General features: G+C 40.9%; 15 protein-coding genes and 4 pseudogenes. 4 read left to right on the top strand and 15 right to left on the bottom strand.

Features of this window, described 5'->3' with window-relative positions:
- Nucleotides 1-99: 99 nt before the first annotated feature.
- The 3 genes from ACSLFW_RS17290 to ACSLFW_RS17280 all read right to left on the bottom strand — a co-directional run bounded on the left by ACSLFW_RS17290 (nucleotide 100) and on the right by ACSLFW_RS17280 (nucleotide 3,655).
- Nucleotides 100-678 (bottom strand): YdeI/OmpD-associated family protein, encoded by a 579-nt coding sequence (locus tag ACSLFW_RS17290; RefSeq protein WP_436556785.1) that lies wholly within the window; start codon nucleotides 676-678, stop codon nucleotides 100-102.
- Nucleotides 679-782: 104 nt separating this feature from the next.
- Nucleotides 783-2,042, bottom strand: coding sequence for a peptidase T (gene pepT / locus ACSLFW_RS17285; RefSeq protein ID WP_436556784.1), 1,260 nt, complete (start codon nucleotides 2,040-2,042; stop codon nucleotides 783-785).
- Nucleotides 2,043-2,287: 245 nt separating this feature from the next.
- Nucleotides 2,288-3,655: a glycine-rich domain-containing protein gene (locus ACSLFW_RS17280; protein WP_436556783.1), complete on the bottom strand. Its 1,368-nt coding sequence runs from the start codon at nucleotides 3,653-3,655 to the stop codon at nucleotides 2,288-2,290.
- Nucleotides 3,656-3,743: 88 nt separating this feature from the next.
- On the opposite strand from ACSLFW_RS17280, the pseudogene ACSLFW_RS17275 reads away from it, so the two are divergent.
- Nucleotides 3,744-4,767, top strand: a pseudogene (locus ACSLFW_RS17275) (quinone-dependent dihydroorotate dehydrogenase).
- Between the two features lie 102 nt (nucleotides 4,768-4,869).
- Here the strand turns inward: ACSLFW_RS17275 and ACSLFW_RS17270 are convergent.
- Together ACSLFW_RS17270 and ACSLFW_RS17265 are read right to left on the bottom strand one after the other, a co-directional pair.
- Nucleotides 4,870-5,583: a DUF3307 domain-containing protein gene (locus ACSLFW_RS17270; protein ID WP_436556782.1), complete on the bottom strand. Its 714-nt coding sequence runs from the start codon at nucleotides 5,581-5,583 to the stop codon at nucleotides 4,870-4,872.
- The gene (locus ACSLFW_RS17265) at nucleotides 5,580-5,984 is read right to left on the bottom strand and encodes an AsnC family protein (protein ID WP_436556781.1); all 405 of its coding nucleotides are present in this window, start codon (nucleotides 5,982-5,984) and stop codon (nucleotides 5,580-5,582) included. Before ACSLFW_RS17265 ends, ACSLFW_RS17270 begins: the two co-directional genes overlap by 4 nt.
- 424 nt (nucleotides 5,985-6,408) lie before the next feature.
- On the opposite strand from ACSLFW_RS17265, the gene ACSLFW_RS17260 reads away from it, so the two are divergent.
- Nucleotides 6,409-7,272 carry a hydroxymethylglutaryl-CoA lyase gene (locus ACSLFW_RS17260; protein WP_436556780.1) on the top strand — a complete coding sequence of 288 codons (864 nt, stop codon included), beginning with the start codon at nucleotides 6,409-6,411 and terminating at the stop codon, nucleotides 7,270-7,272.
- Here the strand turns inward: ACSLFW_RS17260 and ACSLFW_RS17255 are convergent.
- Nucleotides 7,269-7,433: a hypothetical protein gene (locus ACSLFW_RS17255; protein ID WP_436557513.1), complete on the bottom strand. Its 165-nt coding sequence runs from the start codon at nucleotides 7,431-7,433 to the stop codon at nucleotides 7,269-7,271. The two genes, ACSLFW_RS17260 and ACSLFW_RS17255, sit on opposite strands and share 4 nt — an antisense overlap.
- A gap of 56 nt (nucleotides 7,434-7,489) precedes the next feature.
- Nucleotides 7,490-8,034, bottom strand: a pseudogene (locus ACSLFW_RS17250) (MBL fold metallo-hydrolase); the annotation flags it as partial.
- Nucleotides 8,035-8,508: 474 nt separating this feature from the next.
- Here ACSLFW_RS17250 and guaB point away from each other — a divergent pair.
- Nucleotides 8,509-9,980, top strand: a pseudogene (gene guaB / locus ACSLFW_RS17245) (IMP dehydrogenase).
- Between the two features lie 134 nt (nucleotides 9,981-10,114).
- Here the strand turns inward: guaB and ACSLFW_RS17240 are convergent.
- The 4 genes from ACSLFW_RS17240 to ACSLFW_RS17225 all read right to left on the bottom strand — a co-directional run bounded on the left by ACSLFW_RS17240 (nucleotide 10,115) and on the right by ACSLFW_RS17225 (nucleotide 14,675).
- Nucleotides 10,115-11,047: a TrkA C-terminal domain-containing protein gene (locus ACSLFW_RS17240; RefSeq protein WP_436556779.1), complete on the bottom strand. Its 933-nt coding sequence runs from the start codon at nucleotides 11,045-11,047 to the stop codon at nucleotides 10,115-10,117.
- On the bottom strand, nucleotides 11,044-12,345 hold the full coding sequence (locus ACSLFW_RS17235; protein ID WP_436556778.1) for a cation:proton antiporter: 1,302 nt from the start codon (nucleotides 12,343-12,345) through the stop codon (nucleotides 11,044-11,046). The genes ACSLFW_RS17240 and ACSLFW_RS17235 overlap by 4 nt, the downstream gene beginning before the upstream one ends.
- 163 nt (nucleotides 12,346-12,508) lie before the next feature.
- Entirely contained in the window at nucleotides 12,509-13,855 is a 1,347-nt protein-coding gene (gene purB, locus ACSLFW_RS17230) for an adenylosuccinate lyase (RefSeq protein WP_436556777.1), read from the bottom strand.
- 124 nt (nucleotides 13,856-13,979) lie between these two features.
- Nucleotides 13,980-14,675 (bottom strand): SIR2 family NAD-dependent protein deacylase, encoded by a 696-nt coding sequence (locus tag ACSLFW_RS17225; protein WP_436556776.1) that lies wholly within the window; start codon nucleotides 14,673-14,675, stop codon nucleotides 13,980-13,982.
- Nucleotides 14,676-14,838: 163 nt separating this feature from the next.
- Here ACSLFW_RS17225 and ACSLFW_RS17220 point away from each other — a divergent pair.
- Nucleotides 14,839-15,499: pseudogene (locus tag ACSLFW_RS17220) on the top strand (TrmH family RNA methyltransferase).
- Here ACSLFW_RS17220 and ACSLFW_RS17215 read toward each other — a convergent pair.
- From ACSLFW_RS17215 to ACSLFW_RS17200, 4 genes are all read right to left on the bottom strand, one after another.
- A complete protein-coding gene (locus tag ACSLFW_RS17215) occupies nucleotides 15,496-15,846 on the bottom strand; it encodes a hypothetical protein (RefSeq protein ID WP_436556775.1) in 351 nt (116 codons plus the stop codon). The pseudogene ACSLFW_RS17220 and the gene ACSLFW_RS17215 overlap by 4 nt on opposite strands.
- Nucleotides 15,812-16,234, bottom strand: a complete 423-nt coding sequence (locus ACSLFW_RS17210) for a hypothetical protein (protein WP_436556774.1) — start codon at nucleotides 16,232-16,234, stop codon at nucleotides 15,812-15,814. The genes ACSLFW_RS17215 and ACSLFW_RS17210 overlap by 35 nt, the downstream gene beginning before the upstream one ends.
- A gap of 2 nt (nucleotides 16,235-16,236) precedes the next feature.
- Complete coding sequence (locus tag ACSLFW_RS17205; RefSeq protein ID WP_436556773.1) at nucleotides 16,237-16,698, bottom strand: hypothetical protein; 462 nt, start codon at nucleotides 16,696-16,698, stop codon at nucleotides 16,237-16,239.
- A 128-nt stretch (nucleotides 16,699-16,826) separates the two neighbouring features.
- Nucleotides 16,827-17,600 carry a carboxypeptidase-like regulatory domain-containing protein gene (locus tag ACSLFW_RS17200; RefSeq protein ID WP_436557484.1) on the bottom strand — a complete coding sequence of 258 codons (774 nt, stop codon included), beginning with the start codon at nucleotides 17,598-17,600 and terminating at the stop codon, nucleotides 16,827-16,829.
- Nucleotides 17,601-17,638: the final 38 nt, after the last annotated feature.

The following is a 17,638-nucleotide window of genomic DNA, read 5'->3' as shown; positions in this document are numbered from 1 at the left end:
TTTCAATATTTAGCTAAAAAAAATCCAAATTCCGATATTTAACCGGAGTTTGGATTTTTTATTTTTTAAAACTTTTTAAAATTGATTTTTGAACTTGAGCTACCTGTATTTATCGTTCAATCCGATATTATTCAAAATCATCGGCTTAATTTTCGCAATCCTGTCGATTTTCGTTGCTTCTCGTTTGGCTGTGATAATATATTCGAGAAATTCCTTTTGTTTGTAAGGCGAAAATTTTTCAAACGCGGTTTTCAGTTCTGAATTGTCGTCGAGTGCTGCCTGAAAAAGCGGATCGGTTTCGAATTCCTTCTTCACTTTTTCAATCACTTTTCCGGCTTTTTCGTTTTCAATCGCTTCGTGAATGTAGGCAAGGATTAATTTCTCGTCAACTTCATTTTTCGATGTAAACCGCCACTGGCGCAAACCTTTCGTGACACCTTCCTGTGCATTGACAAGCACGTTATTTTCGTCTTTGAGAAAAACGCCATTCCAGAACCAAATCGTGAAATAATTTTTAAATCCGCCTAAACCTAACACGTTTTTTCCGTTGTAAGTGTAAGTCTGACCGCCCCATTTCGTGGTCAAAACCAATTCGGTTTTTTCAATGATGGTATGCAATAGGTCGAGTTCTTCGTCCCAGCCGCTTATTTTATCCCACCTATGCTTTTCTTCGGGCATATTAAATTCAGTTTTTCTTTTTAAAACCATTAAGAGATTAAGTTCCATTAAGGCTTAATAAATCTTAATCTCTTAATGGTTTAACTTTCAGTGTTTTATTTTTTCTATTTTTGTTTTTTAGAGAAATCTGTTGTAGCCGTTAATTCCGCAATCTTCACAATCACATCAATCGCTTTTTTCATGCTTTCCACCGGAACATATTCATATTTTCCATGAAAGTTGTGCCCGCCCGCAAAAATATTCGGACACGGTAATCCCATATACGACAACCTGCAACCGTCAGTTCCGCCGCGAATAGGCTTGATTAAAGGTTTGATGCCCAATTCTTTCATTGCAGTTTCGGCCAAATCGACGATGTATTTTACCGGCTCGACCATTTCTTTCATGTTGTAATATTGGTCTTTTAACTCCGTAATCACAATATCTTCACCGAACTGCTTCTTGAATTTCTTATTGATTTTTTTAGTGATTTTATGCAGTAATTCTTTTCTTTCCTTGAATTTTTTAGCACTGTGATCGCGAACAATCAATTCCAGAACCGTTTCTTCCAGGCTGCCTTTCAATCCCGTTACGTGAAAAAATCCTTCGTAGCCTTTGGTTTCCTGCGGAATTTCATCTTTCGGCAATTCATTGATAAAATCATTCGCAATCAGCATCGAATTGATCATCTTGCCTTTTGCATAACCCGGATGCACGCTTTTCCCCTTGAACGTAATCTTCGCACCGGCGGCATTAAAATTTTCATATTCGAGTTCGCCAATCTGGCTGCCGTCCATTGTGTAAGCCCATTTTGCACCGAATTTCTCAACATCGAACAAATCTGCGCCGCGGCCAATTTCTTCATCAGGCGTAAAACCAACACGGATTTTCCCGTGCTTGATATCCGGATTTTTTACCAGAAACTCCATCGCCGAAACGATTTCTGTCAATCCGGCCTGATCATCTGCGCCAAGCAAAGTTGTACCGTCTGTTACGATCAAAGTCTGGCCTTTATACAGCAATAAATCCTTGAAATATCCCGGCGACAAAACGATATTCTGCGCTTCATTCAATAAAATATCACCGCCATCGTAGTTCGGAATCACGCGCGGTTTCACACCTTCGCCTTTAAAATCAGGAGAAGTATCGTAATGCGAAACAAATCCGATAACCGGAACGTCGTGGTTCACATTCGATGGCAAAGTGCCCATCACATAACCATTTTTGTCGATTGTCACTTCGGTCAGGCCGATATCGTTAAGCTCTTTCACCAATAATTTAGCGAGAACCAATTGCTTTTTTGTACTTGGAGTTGTGGTTGAATTCGCATCAGATTCCGTGTCAATCGTAACATAACTGATGAATCGGTCGATAATATGTTGCATAGTGAGTTTGATTTTAGCAAATGTACAAATTCCGCCGGTTTGCCACTTTCTTTTCGACTATTTTTAAGAAGCCAATCCCGCTGTCCATTGCAAGTCCTCGCCAAAAATGTGTTTTTTCTCAGCACAAAAAGAGCTTCCTTCGGTCGCTTTTTTGAGCCGGTAAAAACTACATTTTCCGGCTCCGGGCTTTCCATTTCCATCAGGGCTAAACAGGCATTTCCCGAGAAATTATTCGGCTGAATTTACTAATCGCCGCCACCACAACCGCCGCATCCACCTCCACAAGACCCACCGCCGCAGGAACTTCCGCCGCCTCCACATCCGCTGCCAGAACCGTCACCATTTTGCCGAAAATCATTCATAACCGCCAAAAATGAAGCGATATATATCGTATTGCCCATCATAAAATAACCCCATTCTGATGCTTCGATGCGTCCGCTGACTTTTATAATTTCATTTTTATAGAAATCCGGAATCAGTTTTGACCCGACAATATTCAATAATCTGGCAAGAAAAAATACAATAATAGCAAAGAAAAGCAACAACAGTAAAGCAATATATGTCACAGGCTTTTCCCGCATAACGCCTGTTGACAAACGCACCAATCCGAGTAAAAGTATTAGGGCAAGCACACAGAAATTCTGATAAAAAACCTTTCCAACCAATTTCGATTTTATAAAATATTTTCGCAGCGCATCTATAGTACCAACAATATTTTTAAGTGCGGGTTTCAGTTTAATATGCCTGATTAAAGTTTTGTAAGTTATTATACCGGAATGATCAATTACATCCGCAATAGCGCCTTCAATCGGATTCGCAGGCGATGCGTTTTCCGACATTTGAAGTTGTTTTTTATCGGTAAGAACAATTTTTTCAGCACGGATCATTTTGTCTACATTGCCGTGAACGACTTCTTCGATGCTGCCGTATTTGAGATAAATCATTTCGTTCGGACTCAATTTGAAAATGAAATTTTCACGGTCGATTCCGTAAAGCATTGCGTTTAGTTTTGAGCGATTGTAAATTTCTAACAGGAAAATTGCAGCAACAAAAACTGTCACATAAATCTTTAGGAAAAGAGGATTGTTGATTTGTATATAAACCGGAAAAAGCAAATAATAAGCAGGAATCCAAAGTGCAAAAAATGCAAAAATCCCCAATAGCAAAAAAGTACGGATTTTAAATTTGGCTTTCTCGAGTTGTAACGACGCAAAAATGTCGTTGTAAAACCAATAATCTCGCGGTTGCTTTCCGAAAAACGCTTCATACTGCTGCATCGTGAAATCTTTAGCAATCCTGAACTTCTCAAACTCTTCTTTTCTGTGCGTAGAAGGAATATGCGCAATGCGCTTCTTCAGAATCGTACAGAATTCATTATAAGATTGCGTAAAAACCAAGTGCTCGTGCCATACGGTGTCAACAATTTCAGAAGGCGAAACCATATTTTCAGAAACCGCAGCGAGGTACATAAATTTCTTGTATTCAATAATGGCATTTTTAGTAAAATCGGTCGTCCAGAAATTTTCTTTGCTCAATCTTGCCGAAAATCCCAGCGGGCTTAAAGGTTTATCGAAATCAAAAGCGGCGATTTGTGCCCATAATTCTTTGTCCATGCAGAATGGGAATTAATTTTGTTCATTAGAGTAAAAGTAAGATTAATTTCAATCCGAATGATTATTTTTGCAGCACAACAACACAGCCATGTACAAACTGCTCATTCGCCCGGTACTTTTCTGGTTTGATCCTGAAGAAGTGCATTATTTTACGTTTTTTCTGATTCGTCTTTTATCAAAAATTCCGGGATTTCCGGCGCTTTTTCGGTCGCTTTATGAAGTCAATGACAAGCGTTTGGAAACAGAAGTTTTCGGACTCAAATTCAAAAATCCGGTCGGACTCGCAGCCGGTTTCGACAAAGACGCAAAATTGTACAAGGAATTATCCGATTTCGGCTTCGGGTTCATTGAAATTGGGACACTTACACCAAAACCACAGGAAGGCAATCCGAAGAAAAGATTGTTCCGTTTGCGGGAAGATTCCGCCATCATCAACAGAATGGGTTTTAATAATGGCGGCGTTCATGAAGCTGTTGAAAGACTGAAATCGAATAAAAATGTCCTGATTGGCGGCAACATCGGTAAAAACAAACTAACTGACAATGAAGACGCGGTTTCGGATTACGAAATCTGTTTCAACGCATTATACGATTATGTCGATTATTTTGTAGTCAATGTAAGTTCGCCAAACACGCCAAATCTTCGCGCCTTACAGGAAAAAGAACCGTTGACAGCACTTTTATCGACTTTACAAAACCGGAACAACCAAAAGCCCAAAGCCAAGCCAATATTGCTAAAAATCGCTCCGGATTTGACGAACGAACAACTTTTAGACATAATCGATATTGTCAACGAAACGAAAATTGCTGGCGTAATTGCAACCAATACAACACTTTCGCGCGAGGGCTTACAATCTGAAAATAAAACCGAAATGGGCGGATTATCCGGGAAACCATTAACAAAACGGGCCACTGAAGTCATTCGCTTCCTTTCTGAAAAAAGCAACAAATCTTTCCCGATTATTGGTGTTGGCGGCATTCACTCTGCTGAAGATGCGATTGAAAAGCTCGAAGCCGGAGCAAGTTTGGTGCAGCTTTACACCGGATTTATTTATGAAGGTGCCGGCATTGGTTAAAGCAATCAATAAAAAAATATTGACAAAAGATGCCTAAACCATTAAGGGGTTAAGATACATTAAGTTAGGGATACGCTTAAAAAATACCTTAATGAACCTTTTCCTTAATGGTTTTCAAAAAAAATCTGATTTGTAACTGCTACAACATCTGCGAAAGTAAATAGTTGACGATAAGCCCCGTCAACATTGCGATTCCGAAACTTAAAAGCGTTCCGATCAGCACATATTCTGTGAGTTTTCGCTCTTTCGCTTCCATCAAATCGCCGAAACGAAAAATCGATTTGGCGCCCAGAAGAAACCCGATTGCCTCAAAATGTCCGGTTAAAATAAAACAGAAAACGAAAAGGCGTTCTAAAACTCCGATGTAATTTCCGGCATTTTGCAGTGAATTTTCACCTCCGGTTTTATTTTCCGGCGTCCACACAGAGATCAGGTTTTTGATGATGATTGACGTTGGTTTTGTGAGTAAAAAAACGCCTGTGATCAACAGCCAATATTCGTTTTTCATTACGGAAAAATCGAATTCCCAATTAGTGTAAAATGCCGTAATCCCTGCTAAAACTACAAAATGTAAAATCTGATCGGCGATAAACCACCGTCTTTTTGTTTTGGCTTTCTGAAAATACAATTTCAGGAAATCGATGAATCCGTGCGTCAATCCGAGGAAGATTGCAAACCTCAGGAAATCGCTTTTTCCAACCAATACGAAGGCAAGAATTATGTGTAATAATGTATGCAGATAAAGATAAATACTCCTGTGTTTGCGGCTTTCTTTATCGACGACCCATGATGTCGGCTGCAATAAAAAATCGCCGAGTAAATGCGCCAAAAGCAATTTTATAAATATAATCATACCGTTAGTGTTTTAATTTTTTCCCTGAAATGACGGTCAAAATCCATCAGCAGATCAAATTGTGCCCGTTTGCGGCGTCTGCTTACCGCAGCTTGATTAATCCCCAATTTCTGTCCGAGTTCTTCCTGTGAAAGTGTCGGATTTTCTATCGCAATCAGGAAAAATTCTGCCGATTGCGGCAACCAGCTTTCTACAAAAGTCATCGCCAGTCGCAACATTAAATTGAGTTCTTCATCGATTTGTATGTTACCGGAATTGATAGCGAGCGAGATTTTCTGTTTTTTCAGTGTTTCGAATAATTCTCCCGAACGGATGAAAGCGCTGCCGTTGCTTTCGGAAATTTTTTTGGCATCATACTCTTTTTCGCCAATCCCGATGCTCATTCGGGCGTCGAGTTTCATGGTCTTGAGATACGCTTTTATCTGTAATGAAGCGGTGAGTGTTTCTTCAGGCGCTTTTATCTCGAGCTGAAATTCATCGCCACGGTAAATCTCCCATGCTTTCGGAGATTTGCCCTGGTTTCCAATATTTTCTTTAACCCGTTAATCCATACGGTCGAAGCCGATTTTCGGGATTTTTTGATATCGCCTGTGATGATTCCGGTCATAGTCAAATATAATAAAATTAAAATAAATTCTACAGATATTACTAAATTACGTAATACTATTAATTATTACCAAATAGCGTAATATTTTAAATTATTACCAAATTAAGTAATATTTTAATTTATTGCCAAATTAAGTAATACTTATTTTATTTTTGAATGATTTTTTTGATGAAAACGATTTCGCTAAAATCCAATACTTTCTTATATTTGGGAATCTTATGGAGCCAATAAAAATCATCGAATGTCCGCGCGACGCCATGCAAGGCATCAAACCGTTTATTCCGACCGAAAGGAAAGCATTTTACATCCAATCGTTGCTGCGTGTGGGTTTTGATACGATAGATTTTGGCAGTTTCGTTTCGCCAAAAGCCATCCCGCAAATGCAGGACACGGCAGCATTACTGGCACAACTCGATTTGTCGCAGACTAAAAGTAAATTACTCGCAATCATTGCCAATACACAAGGCGCGGTGACGGCTGCTTCCCATAAAGAAATTCAATATTTAGGCTTTCCGTTTTCTATTTCTGAAAATTTCCAGATGCGGAATACGCACAAAACTATAGCAGAATCATTGGTTACTTTGCAGGAAATCCTTGAAATTGCTGATAAAAATGACAAAAAAGTGGTCGCTTATCTTTCAATGGGTTTCGGAAATCCGTACGGCAACCCCTGGAATGTGGAAATTGTTGGAGATTCGAACCAAAAATTATCCGATATGGGCGTGAAAATCCTTTCGCTTTCTGATACCATAGGAAGTTCGACCCCGGAAGTAATCGATTATTTGTTTTCAAATTTAATTCCGAAATACCCAAAAATCGAGTTTGGCGCGCATTTACATACGACACCAACACAATGGTTTGAAAAAACAGATGCCGCATACAAAGCGGGTTGTCGTCGGTTTGACGGCGCAATTCAGGGATTTGGCGGCTGCCCTATGGCAAAAGATGAATTAACGGGAAATATGCCGACAGAGAAATTATTGTCTTATTTTACCACACAGAAAGAAGACACCGGTACGAGTCCGATGGCTTTCGAAAGTTCCTATAACGAAGCGACCAAATTATTCGGCGAATTTCATTAATTGATCGCTTTCCACCAATTTTCAGGCGACGGCGGATTGTCAAGATTGACCTTTTCACCAATCATAGGCGAAAGCAACGGCAGATTTTCATTTTTTGCAGCTTCAGTAACCAAACGTATTGGTTCATCCCAATCGTGTAGTGCCAATGCAAATTTTCCCAATGCACCGGCATCAGTAATTTTGTATTAAGATTTTTCGCAGCCGGAATCATTTCATAAGGCATTAAGTGGATGTTTTTCCAACTTTCATTATACTGACCGCATTCTAAAATCGCAAGGTCAAAAGGCCCAATTGTCTGCCGATGGCTTCAAAATGCGTATCAAAACCACTGTCGCCGCCGAGAAATAATTTTCGTTCAGGTGTTTGTAAAACAAAAGAAACCCACAACGCCTTGTTTCTGGTAAATCCTCTTCCTGAAAAATGCCTTGAAGGGGTGATATTTACGGTAAATCCGTCGCCCAAATCGAGCGATTCATTCCAATCCTTTTCAAAAATGATTTGCGGATTATAACCCCACAATTCCAGATGCGCACCGGTTCCTAAACCTGTAATGACTTTTTTGACTTTCCGTTTTAACTTTAAGAGGGTCACATAATCGAGATGATCCCAATGGTCGTGTGAAATGAAAAGGTAATCGATTTCAGGAAAATCTTCAGCGTCATAAACATCGCTTCCGGGAAAGCTGCGTGTTGTAGCTTTTATAGGCGAAGCGGCACCGCTGAAAACCGGATCTACAAGTATTTTCTTCCCTTCAATTTGCATGAAATAAGACGAATGCCCGAACCAAACCAACACATTTTCTTCAGGTAAAAGCATATGAAGATTTGTTTTGTGCGAAGGAATTTTATCAGAAGGTTTGTTGCGCCTGCTTTTTTGAAAAAAGAACTTTTTCATGACTTTCAACATGGTTTCACCCTCGGCTAAATCTGGAGTGAAGCTTAAATTCTGGAATTTCCCGTCGCGGTAATTCGGTGATTTTTGTATGATTTCAAGCCTTTTTCCTGATGGCGTTTTGCCAAATTTTGATTGCCGCGTAAAAACAGAATAGAAAACGATTAAAAACACTAGAATGGATAAAACAATAGTCATTTCGTAAGGTAGTTTGTTGTTGCAAAATTAGTTGATTGTCAAATCGCTGCTTTGTTTTTAACTTAATTTTCGTACAATCTTTAATTTTCAATATTTCAATCAATTTCACTATATTTGCACGCAATTTAACTACAACTACAAATTGCAATGATCGCACACAACTCCAAAATCATCGGCGAAGGTTTAACTTACGATGATGTACTGCTGGTTCCCAATTATTCAAATGTACTGCCGCGCGAAGTAAGCATACAGTCTAAATTTTCTAAAAATATTACCCTTAATGTCCCGATTGTATCTGCAGCGATGGATACCGTGACCGAAAGCGCTATGGCAATTGCGATGGCACAGGAAGGCGGCATCGGCGTTTTGCATAAAAATATGACGATTGAGCAACAGGCCGGAAAAGTGCGCAAAGTAAAACGTGCAGAATCCGGAATGATCATCGATCCGGTGACGTTGCCGATGACTTCAAAAGTTTCTGATGCGAAGGCGGCGATGAAAGAATTTGGGATTGGTGGTATTCCAATCGTTGATGAAAATAAGATTTTAAAGGGAATTGTTACCAACCGTGATTTGCGTTTCGAAAAAAATAATGCGCGCCCGATTGTAGAAGTTATGACCAGCCAGAATCTGGTTACTGTTGCAGAAGGTACTTCTCTGGAAGAAGCCGAAGTCATCTTGCAAGGCCATAAAATTGAAAAACTTCCGGTCGTAAACGCCGATTACAAACTCGTCGGATTAATCACTTTCCGAGATATTACAAAACTCACTCAAAAACCAATCGCCAATAAAGATATTTACGGACGTTTGCGTGTTGCTGCCGCGATCGGTGTTACCGGAGACGCAGTTCAAAGAGCGGCAGCGCTTGTAAATGCAGGCGTTGATGCTATCATTATCGATACAGCCCACGGTCATACTGAAGGTGTCGTCAATGTATTGAAAGAAGTAAAAAGTAAATTCCCGCAAATCGATGTGATTGTCGGAAATATTGCCACTGCCGAAGCTGCTAAATATCTTGTCGCTAACGGCGCAGATGGCGTGAAAGTCGGAATCAGACGGGTTCTATCTGTACAACACGTATTGTAGCCGGCGTTGGTTTTCCGCAGTTTTCTGCCGTACTGGAAGTCGCGGCAGCCATAAAAGGAACCGGGATTCCGGTAATTGCCGATGGCGGAATCAGATATACAGGCGATATTCCGAAAGCGATTGCCGCCGGAGCAGACTCCGTCATGATGGGTTCATTATTGGCAGGAACGAAAGAATCTCCGGGTGAAACCATCATTTTTGAAGGAAGAAAATTCAAGTCGTATCGCGGAATGGGTTCTGTTGAAGCCATGCAGGAAGGCTCGAAAGACCGTTATTTCCAGGATGTTGAAGATGATATCAAGAAATTAGTTCCCGAAGGAATTGTCGGCCGCGTGCCATATAAAGGCGAACTCAACGAAAGCATGCAGCAATTCATCGGCGGATTGCGCGCCGGAATGGGGTATTGCGGTTCGAAAGATATTCCGACTTTGCAGGAAACCGGTCGTTTTGTAAGGATTACTTCAAGTGGAATTACAGAAAGTCATCCACATAATGTGACGATTACTAAGGAGGCGCCGAATTATTCGAGATAATTTGAGACCGGTACGCTGAAAGATAAAAGACCACTCTGTTGCAAGACCGCTTCGCTGAAAGATTTTAAAGAATTCAATTCCATTTTATCTTTCAGCGAAGCGGTCTTGATTCTTTTAGCAACGCGGTCTTTCTTCTAAAGTTTCGCGAGTAATTTTTTATCCCCAACAATCCACAATATATCGTCTTTTTCCAATATCAGGTGCGATTCCGGATTAAGCATACGCCGGCCTTTCCTTTCAATTCCGACTACAAGGCCGCTCGTTTTTTCCCGTAATTGCGATTCCCTGATACTTTTCCCGATATATTCGTCATTTGTCAAATCGAGTTGTTGCAAAACAATTTGCGGTTCAGTAGTTTTTGGCGGCACGGCAACTTCATGTTGGTGCAGATAAGCCTTGAATTCATTGACCTGCGCATCATTTCCAATCACGCAGATTTCGTCTCCGGGAAATAATCTTTCGTTACGGCTTGGGATGTTGATGGTAATTTCGCCACGTTTGATAAAGGCGATGTTGATGCCCATTTCCTCGCGGATTCTAAGTTCTTCCAGCGTTTGTCCGGCAATATTCGATTCTTTCGCAATGTCGAAAATACTCATGTGTCCTTCCCATGGCGTAAGGTCGCTTCGACGTCTTTTTGCCTTTATAATTTCGCGCGCGTTAAGGTTTTTGAGGAAATGACTCTCAATCCGATGGTATTGTGCATTGAGTTTTTTCGGAAAAATAATATAAATCGCCACAGCAAAAATCAATGCAATAAAAGCAATCAACGGCGAAAAGAAGCTGTTCAGTAAAAATCCGATAAATACCAAAGCGAGTAACATCCTGAGTAAAATCATCATGATGATTGGGCAGCGATATTTTCTTTCAGATATTAAAATTTCAACCTGTTGCATGGCCACACGTCTTAACGAAAGCGCCCAAAGAAACGGTGAAATGATAATGAGTGTAATGAGCGCCGCTAATCCGTGGCCGAATTTTGAACCTTCCGTGAATGGTAAAAGATATTTGGAAGACAATAAAATCAGCGCTGTAATAATCACAGAATGTATTACAATTTGTGTCAAATAGGCCGAAGTAAAATCTGCCAGTTACTGACCGATTTTATCGCCTGGGCGTTGGCGGCAAAACGTTCGATTTTTTTGACCCATTTGCGCGGTAATTTCTTCTCCAGAAATATTGAAAAAGGTGTAGAAAATTTAACCATGAATGGCGTTGTGAATGTTGTAACTGCTGAAACCGCCACCACAATCGGGTACAGGAAATCGCTCGTTACATTAAGCGTCATGCCCAAAGTGGCAATGATAAATGAGAATTCACCAATCTGTGATAAACTCATTCCGGTTTGAACAGATTGCCGCAGCGGTTGCCCCGAAAGCAAAGCGCCGCCGGTCGCGCTGAGTGATTGTCCGACAATCGTGATTACAGTCAGAATGGCAACAGGAAGCGCATATTCATAAAGTGTATGGGGATTGATCAACATTCCGACTGATACAAAAAATACAGCGCCAAATAAATCCTTTACCGGTTTTACAAGATGTTCAATGTGTTCTGCCTGCGTGGTTTCGGCGATGATGGAACCCATGATGAAAGCACCCAATGCCGGGGAAAATCCAACGTTGGCGGCGAAAATCACCATCAACAGGCAAAGTGCCAGTGAAATAATCAGCATCATTTCGTCGGTCAATAAACTTTTGGCGCGCTTGAGTAAAGTCGGAATGAAAAAAATCCCGCCGACAAACCAAATCGTCAGGAAGAAAACCAGTTTTAGAACCGACATCACCAGATCCACGCCTGAAAATTGCTGGCTGACCGCAACAGTTGAAAGCAAAACCATCATTAAGATCGCCATAATGTCCTGTACAATCAGCACGCCGATGACATTTCCTGCAAATTTTTGCGCCTTGACGCCCAATTCGTCAAAAGTTTTGAGGATGATTGTCGTGGATGAAATGGAAAGGATTACACCTAAAAAAATGCAATCCATATTGTCCCAACCCATGAGTTTTCCGGTGACAAATCCGATTAAGACCATTACAAATATTTGCGTGGAAGCCGTGATTGATGCAGTGCCGCCAACTTTCATAAGTTTCTTGAAACTGAATTCGAGTCCGAGACTGAATAATAAGAAAATCACGCCGATTTCTGCCCAAACCTCCACACTTTTAATGTCTTTCACCGAAGGGAAAAAATCAAAGTGATTGCCTGCGAGGAAACCTGCAATCAGATATCCCAAGACTAATGGCTGCTTGATTTTTTTAAACAACAGAACGGCAACACCGGCAGTAACCAGGATTAATCCTAAATCACTGATGAGTGGTTGTAAATGGTGTGCGGCTGCGGTGGCTGCTGATTCGGCGCTCATGGATTTTTCTCATTTGTGGTAAGATAAGAAAAAAACGGGAATTTCAAAAATCAAAGGCAATGGCAAATTCAAAAATCAACAGTAATTTCAAATTCAAAAAGAAAATCCAGATTCTAATAGCATATTAAAATCTGGATTTTACATTATGTTTTTGATTTAATCCTTAGATTCCCAGGTAATTACTCGGCGTAATTTGCAGTAATTCTGACTTGATTTCGCCGGAAACATCTAAAGTCGCGATAAAATCATGAATCGCTTTTTTATCGATTGTAGTATTCGTACGCGTCAATCCTTTCAACGCTTCATACGGATTTGAATAACCTTCACGGCGCAAAATCGTCTGGATGGCCTCGGCGACGACTGCCCAGTTTTTTTCCAAATCCTCAGCGAATTTATCAGCATTTAAAAGTAATTTGTTGAGCCCTTTTAGAGTAGCTTCAAATCCGATCAATGTATGACCCATCGGTACACCGATATTGCGCAAAACCGTACTATCCGTCAAATCACGTTGTAATCTCGACAAAGGTAATTTTGCAGCTAAATGCTCGAAAACAGCGTTGGCGATGCCGAGATTGCCTTCGGAATTTTCAAAATCGATTGGGTTGACTTTATGCGGCATTGCGGAAGATCCGACTTCGCCGGCCTTGATTTTCTGCTTGAAATAATCCATTGAAACATAGGTCCAGATGTCGCGGTCTAAATCAATCAGAATGGTGTTAATCCTTTTCAAGGCATCAAAAAATGCCGCCAGATGATCGTAATGTTCGATTTGCGTTGTCGGAAAAGAATGTTGCAACCCTAATGTATTTTCTACAAAATTCCCTCCGAATTTTCTCCAGTCAATTTGCGGATAAGCCACGTGATGTGCGTTGTAATTCCCGGTTGCACCACCAAATTTAGCTGCAAACGGAATGTTGAACAACAATCGCATCTGCTCTTCAAGCCTTTCGACAAAAACACCTATTTCTTTTCCGAGACGGGTAGGAGAGGCCGGTTGACCGTGGGTCCTGGCGAGCATCGGAATGTCCTTCCATTCTACGCTTAATTCTTTCAATTTGGCGACAACTTCGATCAATAATTTGAGGTAAACTTCCTGAAAAGCTTCTTTTACAGAAAGCGGAATCGCCGTATTGTTGATATCCTGCGACGTCAATCCGAAATGGATAAACTCTTTATATTCCGACAAACCCAAATTGTCAAATGCCGTTTTGATGAAATATTCAACGGCTTTTACGTCGTGATTTGTGGTTTTTTCGATGTCTTTTATTGCCTGTGCGTCGGCTGCGGTGAAATTTTTGCAGATATTCCGCAATTCCCCGAAAAGATTACTGTCGATATTTTTCAGCTGCGGCAACGGCACTTCGCAAAGGGCAATAAAATATTCAATTTCAACGAGCACGCGGTACCTTATAAGTGCTTCTTCAGAAAAATATTGGGATAACGAAATGCTTTTGCTGCGGTACCTCCCGTCGATTGGGGAAATAGCGTTGAGTTCGGTTAGTTGTTGCATTGGTGTTGTTTTTGCAGAAGCGCAAATATAAGGAAAAGGGAGTTGAAAGTCGAAAGTCGAAAGTCGAAAGTTGCCTTTGATGCAGTAAAGTTTGCTCTTTAGGCTTTCGACTTTTGACTTTCGGCTATTTTAGCGCTTTGAGTTTCTCCCTCAAAATCACCATTCCCTCAGAAGCCACATACGGAATCACTTCAAGATGCGCGCGCATGTTGGTAATTTTTGCGGGTTTCGGGTCGATGTAATAATGGTGGATTTTTTCATTGGTGAATTCAATCAGCCCGGCTGCCGGATAAACTTGCAACGATGTTCCTATTACAGCAAAAACATCAGCTTGCTGTGCCAGATTTACCGCTTCTTCAAGTGCCGGAACTTCTTCGCCAAACCAAACAATGTGCGGTCGCAACTGGTTGCCGCTGTCGTCTTCATCGCCAAAATTAAGGTCGTCGTGCCAGTCGATTACATGGGCGTGGTTTTTGGTGCTGCGGACTTTAAGCAATTCGCCGTGGAGGTGCAAAACCTTTGTGCTTCCGGCTTTTTCGTGAAGATTGTCTACATTTTGGGTAATGATATAAACGTCGAAATCCTGTTCGAGTTCTGCTAAGATTTTGTGCGCCAGATTGGGTTTTACCTGATGTAATTGACGACGGCGCTGGTTGTAGAAATCGAGTACCAATGCCGGATTCTTGCGCCAGCCTTCGGGCGTGGCTACGTCGGTAACGTTGTGGCCTTCCCAGAGGCCGTCGCTGTCGCGGAATGTCTTTATGCCGCTTTCTGCAGAAATCCCTGCGCCGGTGAGTACCACTAATTTCTTCTTTTTCATAAGCTAAAATCTTAGTTACTAAAGCTACGCATTTTTAGTATTTTTACCAAAATAAACTTATTGACAACGGTTTATTTATGCCGCGAATTCACGAGTTAAAGTATGCAACAAATAAAAATTCGTGTAAATTCGTACAATTCGTGGCTGTAATAATTAAAATTATATGATAGATATTGCTTACCTGAATTACCTTGAAGATATCCTTACGGAAAACCGCAAAGCCAAATTCCTAAAAGTACTCGGAAACCGCACGAATCATTTCACAGTCGCAATTGAGGATGTATTTCAGTTGCACAATACGAGTGCCGTAATGCGCAGCTGCGAGGTTTTCGGGATACAGCAGCTCAATGTGATCGAAGAAAAATACGGAAAGAAAATCGATAAGGAAATCGCAATGGGCGCGCAGAAATGGGTCGAATGTGAACCGTTTCGACAGCATTTCTGAATGTATAAAAAGTGTAAAGTCGAATGGCTATCGCATCATTGCTACAACACCGCACGAAAATGATTGCCTTTTAGATGATTTTGACATTTCGCAACCAAGTGCTTTTTTCTTCGGAACAGAGCGCAACGGCCTTTCAGAAGAAGTCCTCAGCAATGCTGATGGCTTCCTCAAAATTCCGATGGCAGGTTTTACAGAAAGCCTGAATATTTCCGTTTCTGCGGCCATTATCATCCAGAATTTAATGTCACGGCTTCATAAATCCGGTATCGACTGGCATTTATCCGAAGAGGAAATATTGCAGAAACGGCTTGACTGGGCACGCCGTTCCATCAAAGACATCAGGCGGATTGAGGAACGTTATTATTCGCTAAATCCCTAAAAGATTATGTTGCTTTCAGAAGTTATATTAGTAATGTCATCAGGATGCAATTTGTAACGGAATAATCCCGTGTCGCCAATCGCAAACAGATCGTTTCCGCTGATGATGACGTCGTGGCAATCAATCTCAAGTGTATGCACCACAGTTGGCGTTCCAGGATTTTGAACATCGAAGATTTTGACCAGACCAGCGTCACATACAAACAGATAATTTCCATATAACCCGAGGCCTTTTGGCTGGATCAAATCTACCTGCGTAATGAGCGAAGGAAGATTGATGTTGCTGGTATCATATACCTCAAGCACATTGATATTACTGCCGCAACGTGTATTGGAGTGCAGCGTCACAAACGTTACAGGTTCGGTTCGAGACAACAGGATCACAGGCCGTCAAATGCTGTGCAGATGAAATTTTGACGGGATTCTGCGGATTCTGTAAACTATAAATGTACATTCCGGTTTGCGAACCTACATAGAGATAATTGCCCTGAGAAAAAAGCGTTTCTATACGTGAACCGACACCTACATCGTTAATTTTTACGGGAACTTCAGTGTTTTGCAATTTGAAAACATTAATTGTGCGGTCATCAACGGTGTAAAGGTAATTATCCCTTAAAACGAATGACGCCAAAGAACCGCCTTGTCCGTCGTTATTACCGGCTCCTGAACCGCTGTCATCGCCTGAACAACTGAACAACATCAGGCCTAAAATCGAAAGTAAGGTAATTTTTTTCATAATTATTCTGTCCAGTTTATTACAATTTTATCTGAAGAACTTCCGTAAGCACCAAAACCGTCAGGTGAAATTTTCTGTGGAAAAACATTGCGGTTGCGACTGGTCACATGAATGGAATTCTGCGTACGATTATATTCGACAGCCACCAAATCGACAGCCTGGTTGATGTATAAAATGTTATCACGAACGGCAACATCTGTAGCACCCGGAATATTCAGGAAAGTTATTTTAACCGGATTTGCCGGATCGGAATAGTTGTAAATATGAAAACCGCGATTGACGTCGTTGATAAAAAGCAAATCGTCTTTTATGTAAATTTTCCCTGCCTTAATCGTGTTTTCATCAGGAAGCAGTTTCACCGCCTGCTCAAACGCCGATCGGGTCATCATCTCGGGCTGATAGCGCGATTCAGGATCCGGATTAACGCCAAAACAACCCTGAAGCAGAAAAACTAAAAATAGCAATATTGGAATAAAAAAGAGTTTTTCATGGTTTTGGTTTTACCAAAGATACATGAATTCAATTATGGTTGCGTGCGAATTTACCTGAACGGGTGTAATGGTAATCCAAAAAAAATACAGCTTTCCGGAGTTTATCCTTTTTTCTTCAGGATTTTGTATTCCTCGTAACACGCACTGATGGCATCAAGGATTTGAAGGTCATTCGCCGTTTTCACGAATGCTTCTGAGTAATTGCAACGCGACATGATTTCGGGAATTTCGCTCTTGTCGACACCTAAAAGTGCCGCAACGGTTTCGCGGTCAAATTTAGATTCAAGCAGGTTTTTTACATTGTCATCTTTCTTCATTTCCTTGAGCCTTTTGAGCTCTTTCGGTTTCTTTCCAAAGAAATTATAAAGCGCATCTGCCGGATTGAATATCGAGCCTAAGACCCTTCCGAAAGCATTTGGAGAATACGCATCACCAGCTTCATAACCTTGCTTGAGGCCTGAAATGCTGTAGCGGTAATTTTCCGGGCTCGGGATAAGTTTCGCATCGACTTCGAGATAACCTGTCAATATATAAGGGCGTACAATAACTTCTTCAAGTGCATAAGCTTTTTCAGTAAGCTGAATGGTAGTAGTTTTATTTTTGATCCAGTCATTCGTCACTTTTACCTTAAGTGATTTGTAACCAATCATGGAAATGTGCAGTGTGTCTGTGGCTTTCGCCTCAATGGTAAATTGACCGAATTGGTCAGTAGTGGTTCCTTTTACACTATTAACATTAATGATGTTAACGTTTGATAAGGCTGCCTTTGTATTGTCATTGACAATTGTTGCGGTCACAGTAGTCGGCGTAACGATTTCCTGTGCAAATCCGGTTGCTGAGAAGCATAAAAAAAGAATGACTACAAAATATCTCATGTCCTTGATTGAAGGTCTAAAAGTAATAAAACTCGTAA

Origin of the sequence: Flavobacterium sp. 3HN19-14 (genome assembly GCF_051373205.1) — a bacterium.
In the GTDB taxonomy this organism is placed as follows: domain Bacteria; phylum Bacteroidota; class Bacteroidia; order Flavobacteriales; family Flavobacteriaceae; genus Flavobacterium.
This window is presented reverse-complemented; position numbering and strand designations above follow the sequence as displayed.

Bases quoted from the DNA above. Each gene is read 5' to 3' on its own strand.
- pepT (WP_436556784.1), bottom strand. From the start codon at position 2,042: ATGCAACATATTATCGACCGATTCATCAGTTATGTTACGATTGACACG.
- ACSLFW_RS17200 (WP_436557484.1), bottom strand. From the start codon at position 17,600: ATGAGATATTTTGTAGTCATTCTTTTTTTATGCTTCTCAGCAACCGGA.
- purB (WP_436556777.1), bottom strand. From the start codon at position 13,855: ATGCAACAACTAACCGAACTCAACGCTATTTCCCCAATCGACGGGAGG.
- ACSLFW_RS17210 (WP_436556774.1), bottom strand. From the start codon at position 16,234: ATGAAAAAAATTACCTTACTTTCGATTTTAGGCCTGATGTTGTTCAGT.
- ACSLFW_RS17235 (WP_436556778.1), bottom strand. From the start codon at position 12,345: ATGAGCGCCGAATCAGCAGCCACCGCAGCCGCACACCATTTACAACCA.
- ACSLFW_RS17270 (WP_436556782.1), bottom strand. From the start codon at position 5,583: ATGATTATATTTATAAAATTGCTTTTGGCGCATTTACTCGGCGATTTT.
- ACSLFW_RS17290 (WP_436556785.1), bottom strand. From the start codon at position 678: ATGCCCGAAGAAAAGCATAGGTGGGATAAAATAAGCGGCTGGGACGAA.
- ACSLFW_RS17265 (WP_436556781.1), bottom strand. From the start codon at position 5,984: ATGAAACTCGACGCCCGAATGAGCATCGGGATTGGCGAAAAAGAGTAT.
- ACSLFW_RS17225 (WP_436556776.1), bottom strand. From the start codon at position 14,675: ATGAAAAAGAAGAAATTAGTGGTACTCACCGGCGCAGGGATTTCTGCA.
- ACSLFW_RS17260 (WP_436556780.1), top strand. From the start codon at position 6,409: ATGGAGCCAATAAAAATCATCGAATGTCCGCGCGACGCCATGCAAGGC.
- ACSLFW_RS17280 (WP_436556783.1), bottom strand. From the start codon at position 3,655: ATGGACAAAGAATTATGGGCACAAATCGCCGCTTTTGATTTCGATAAA.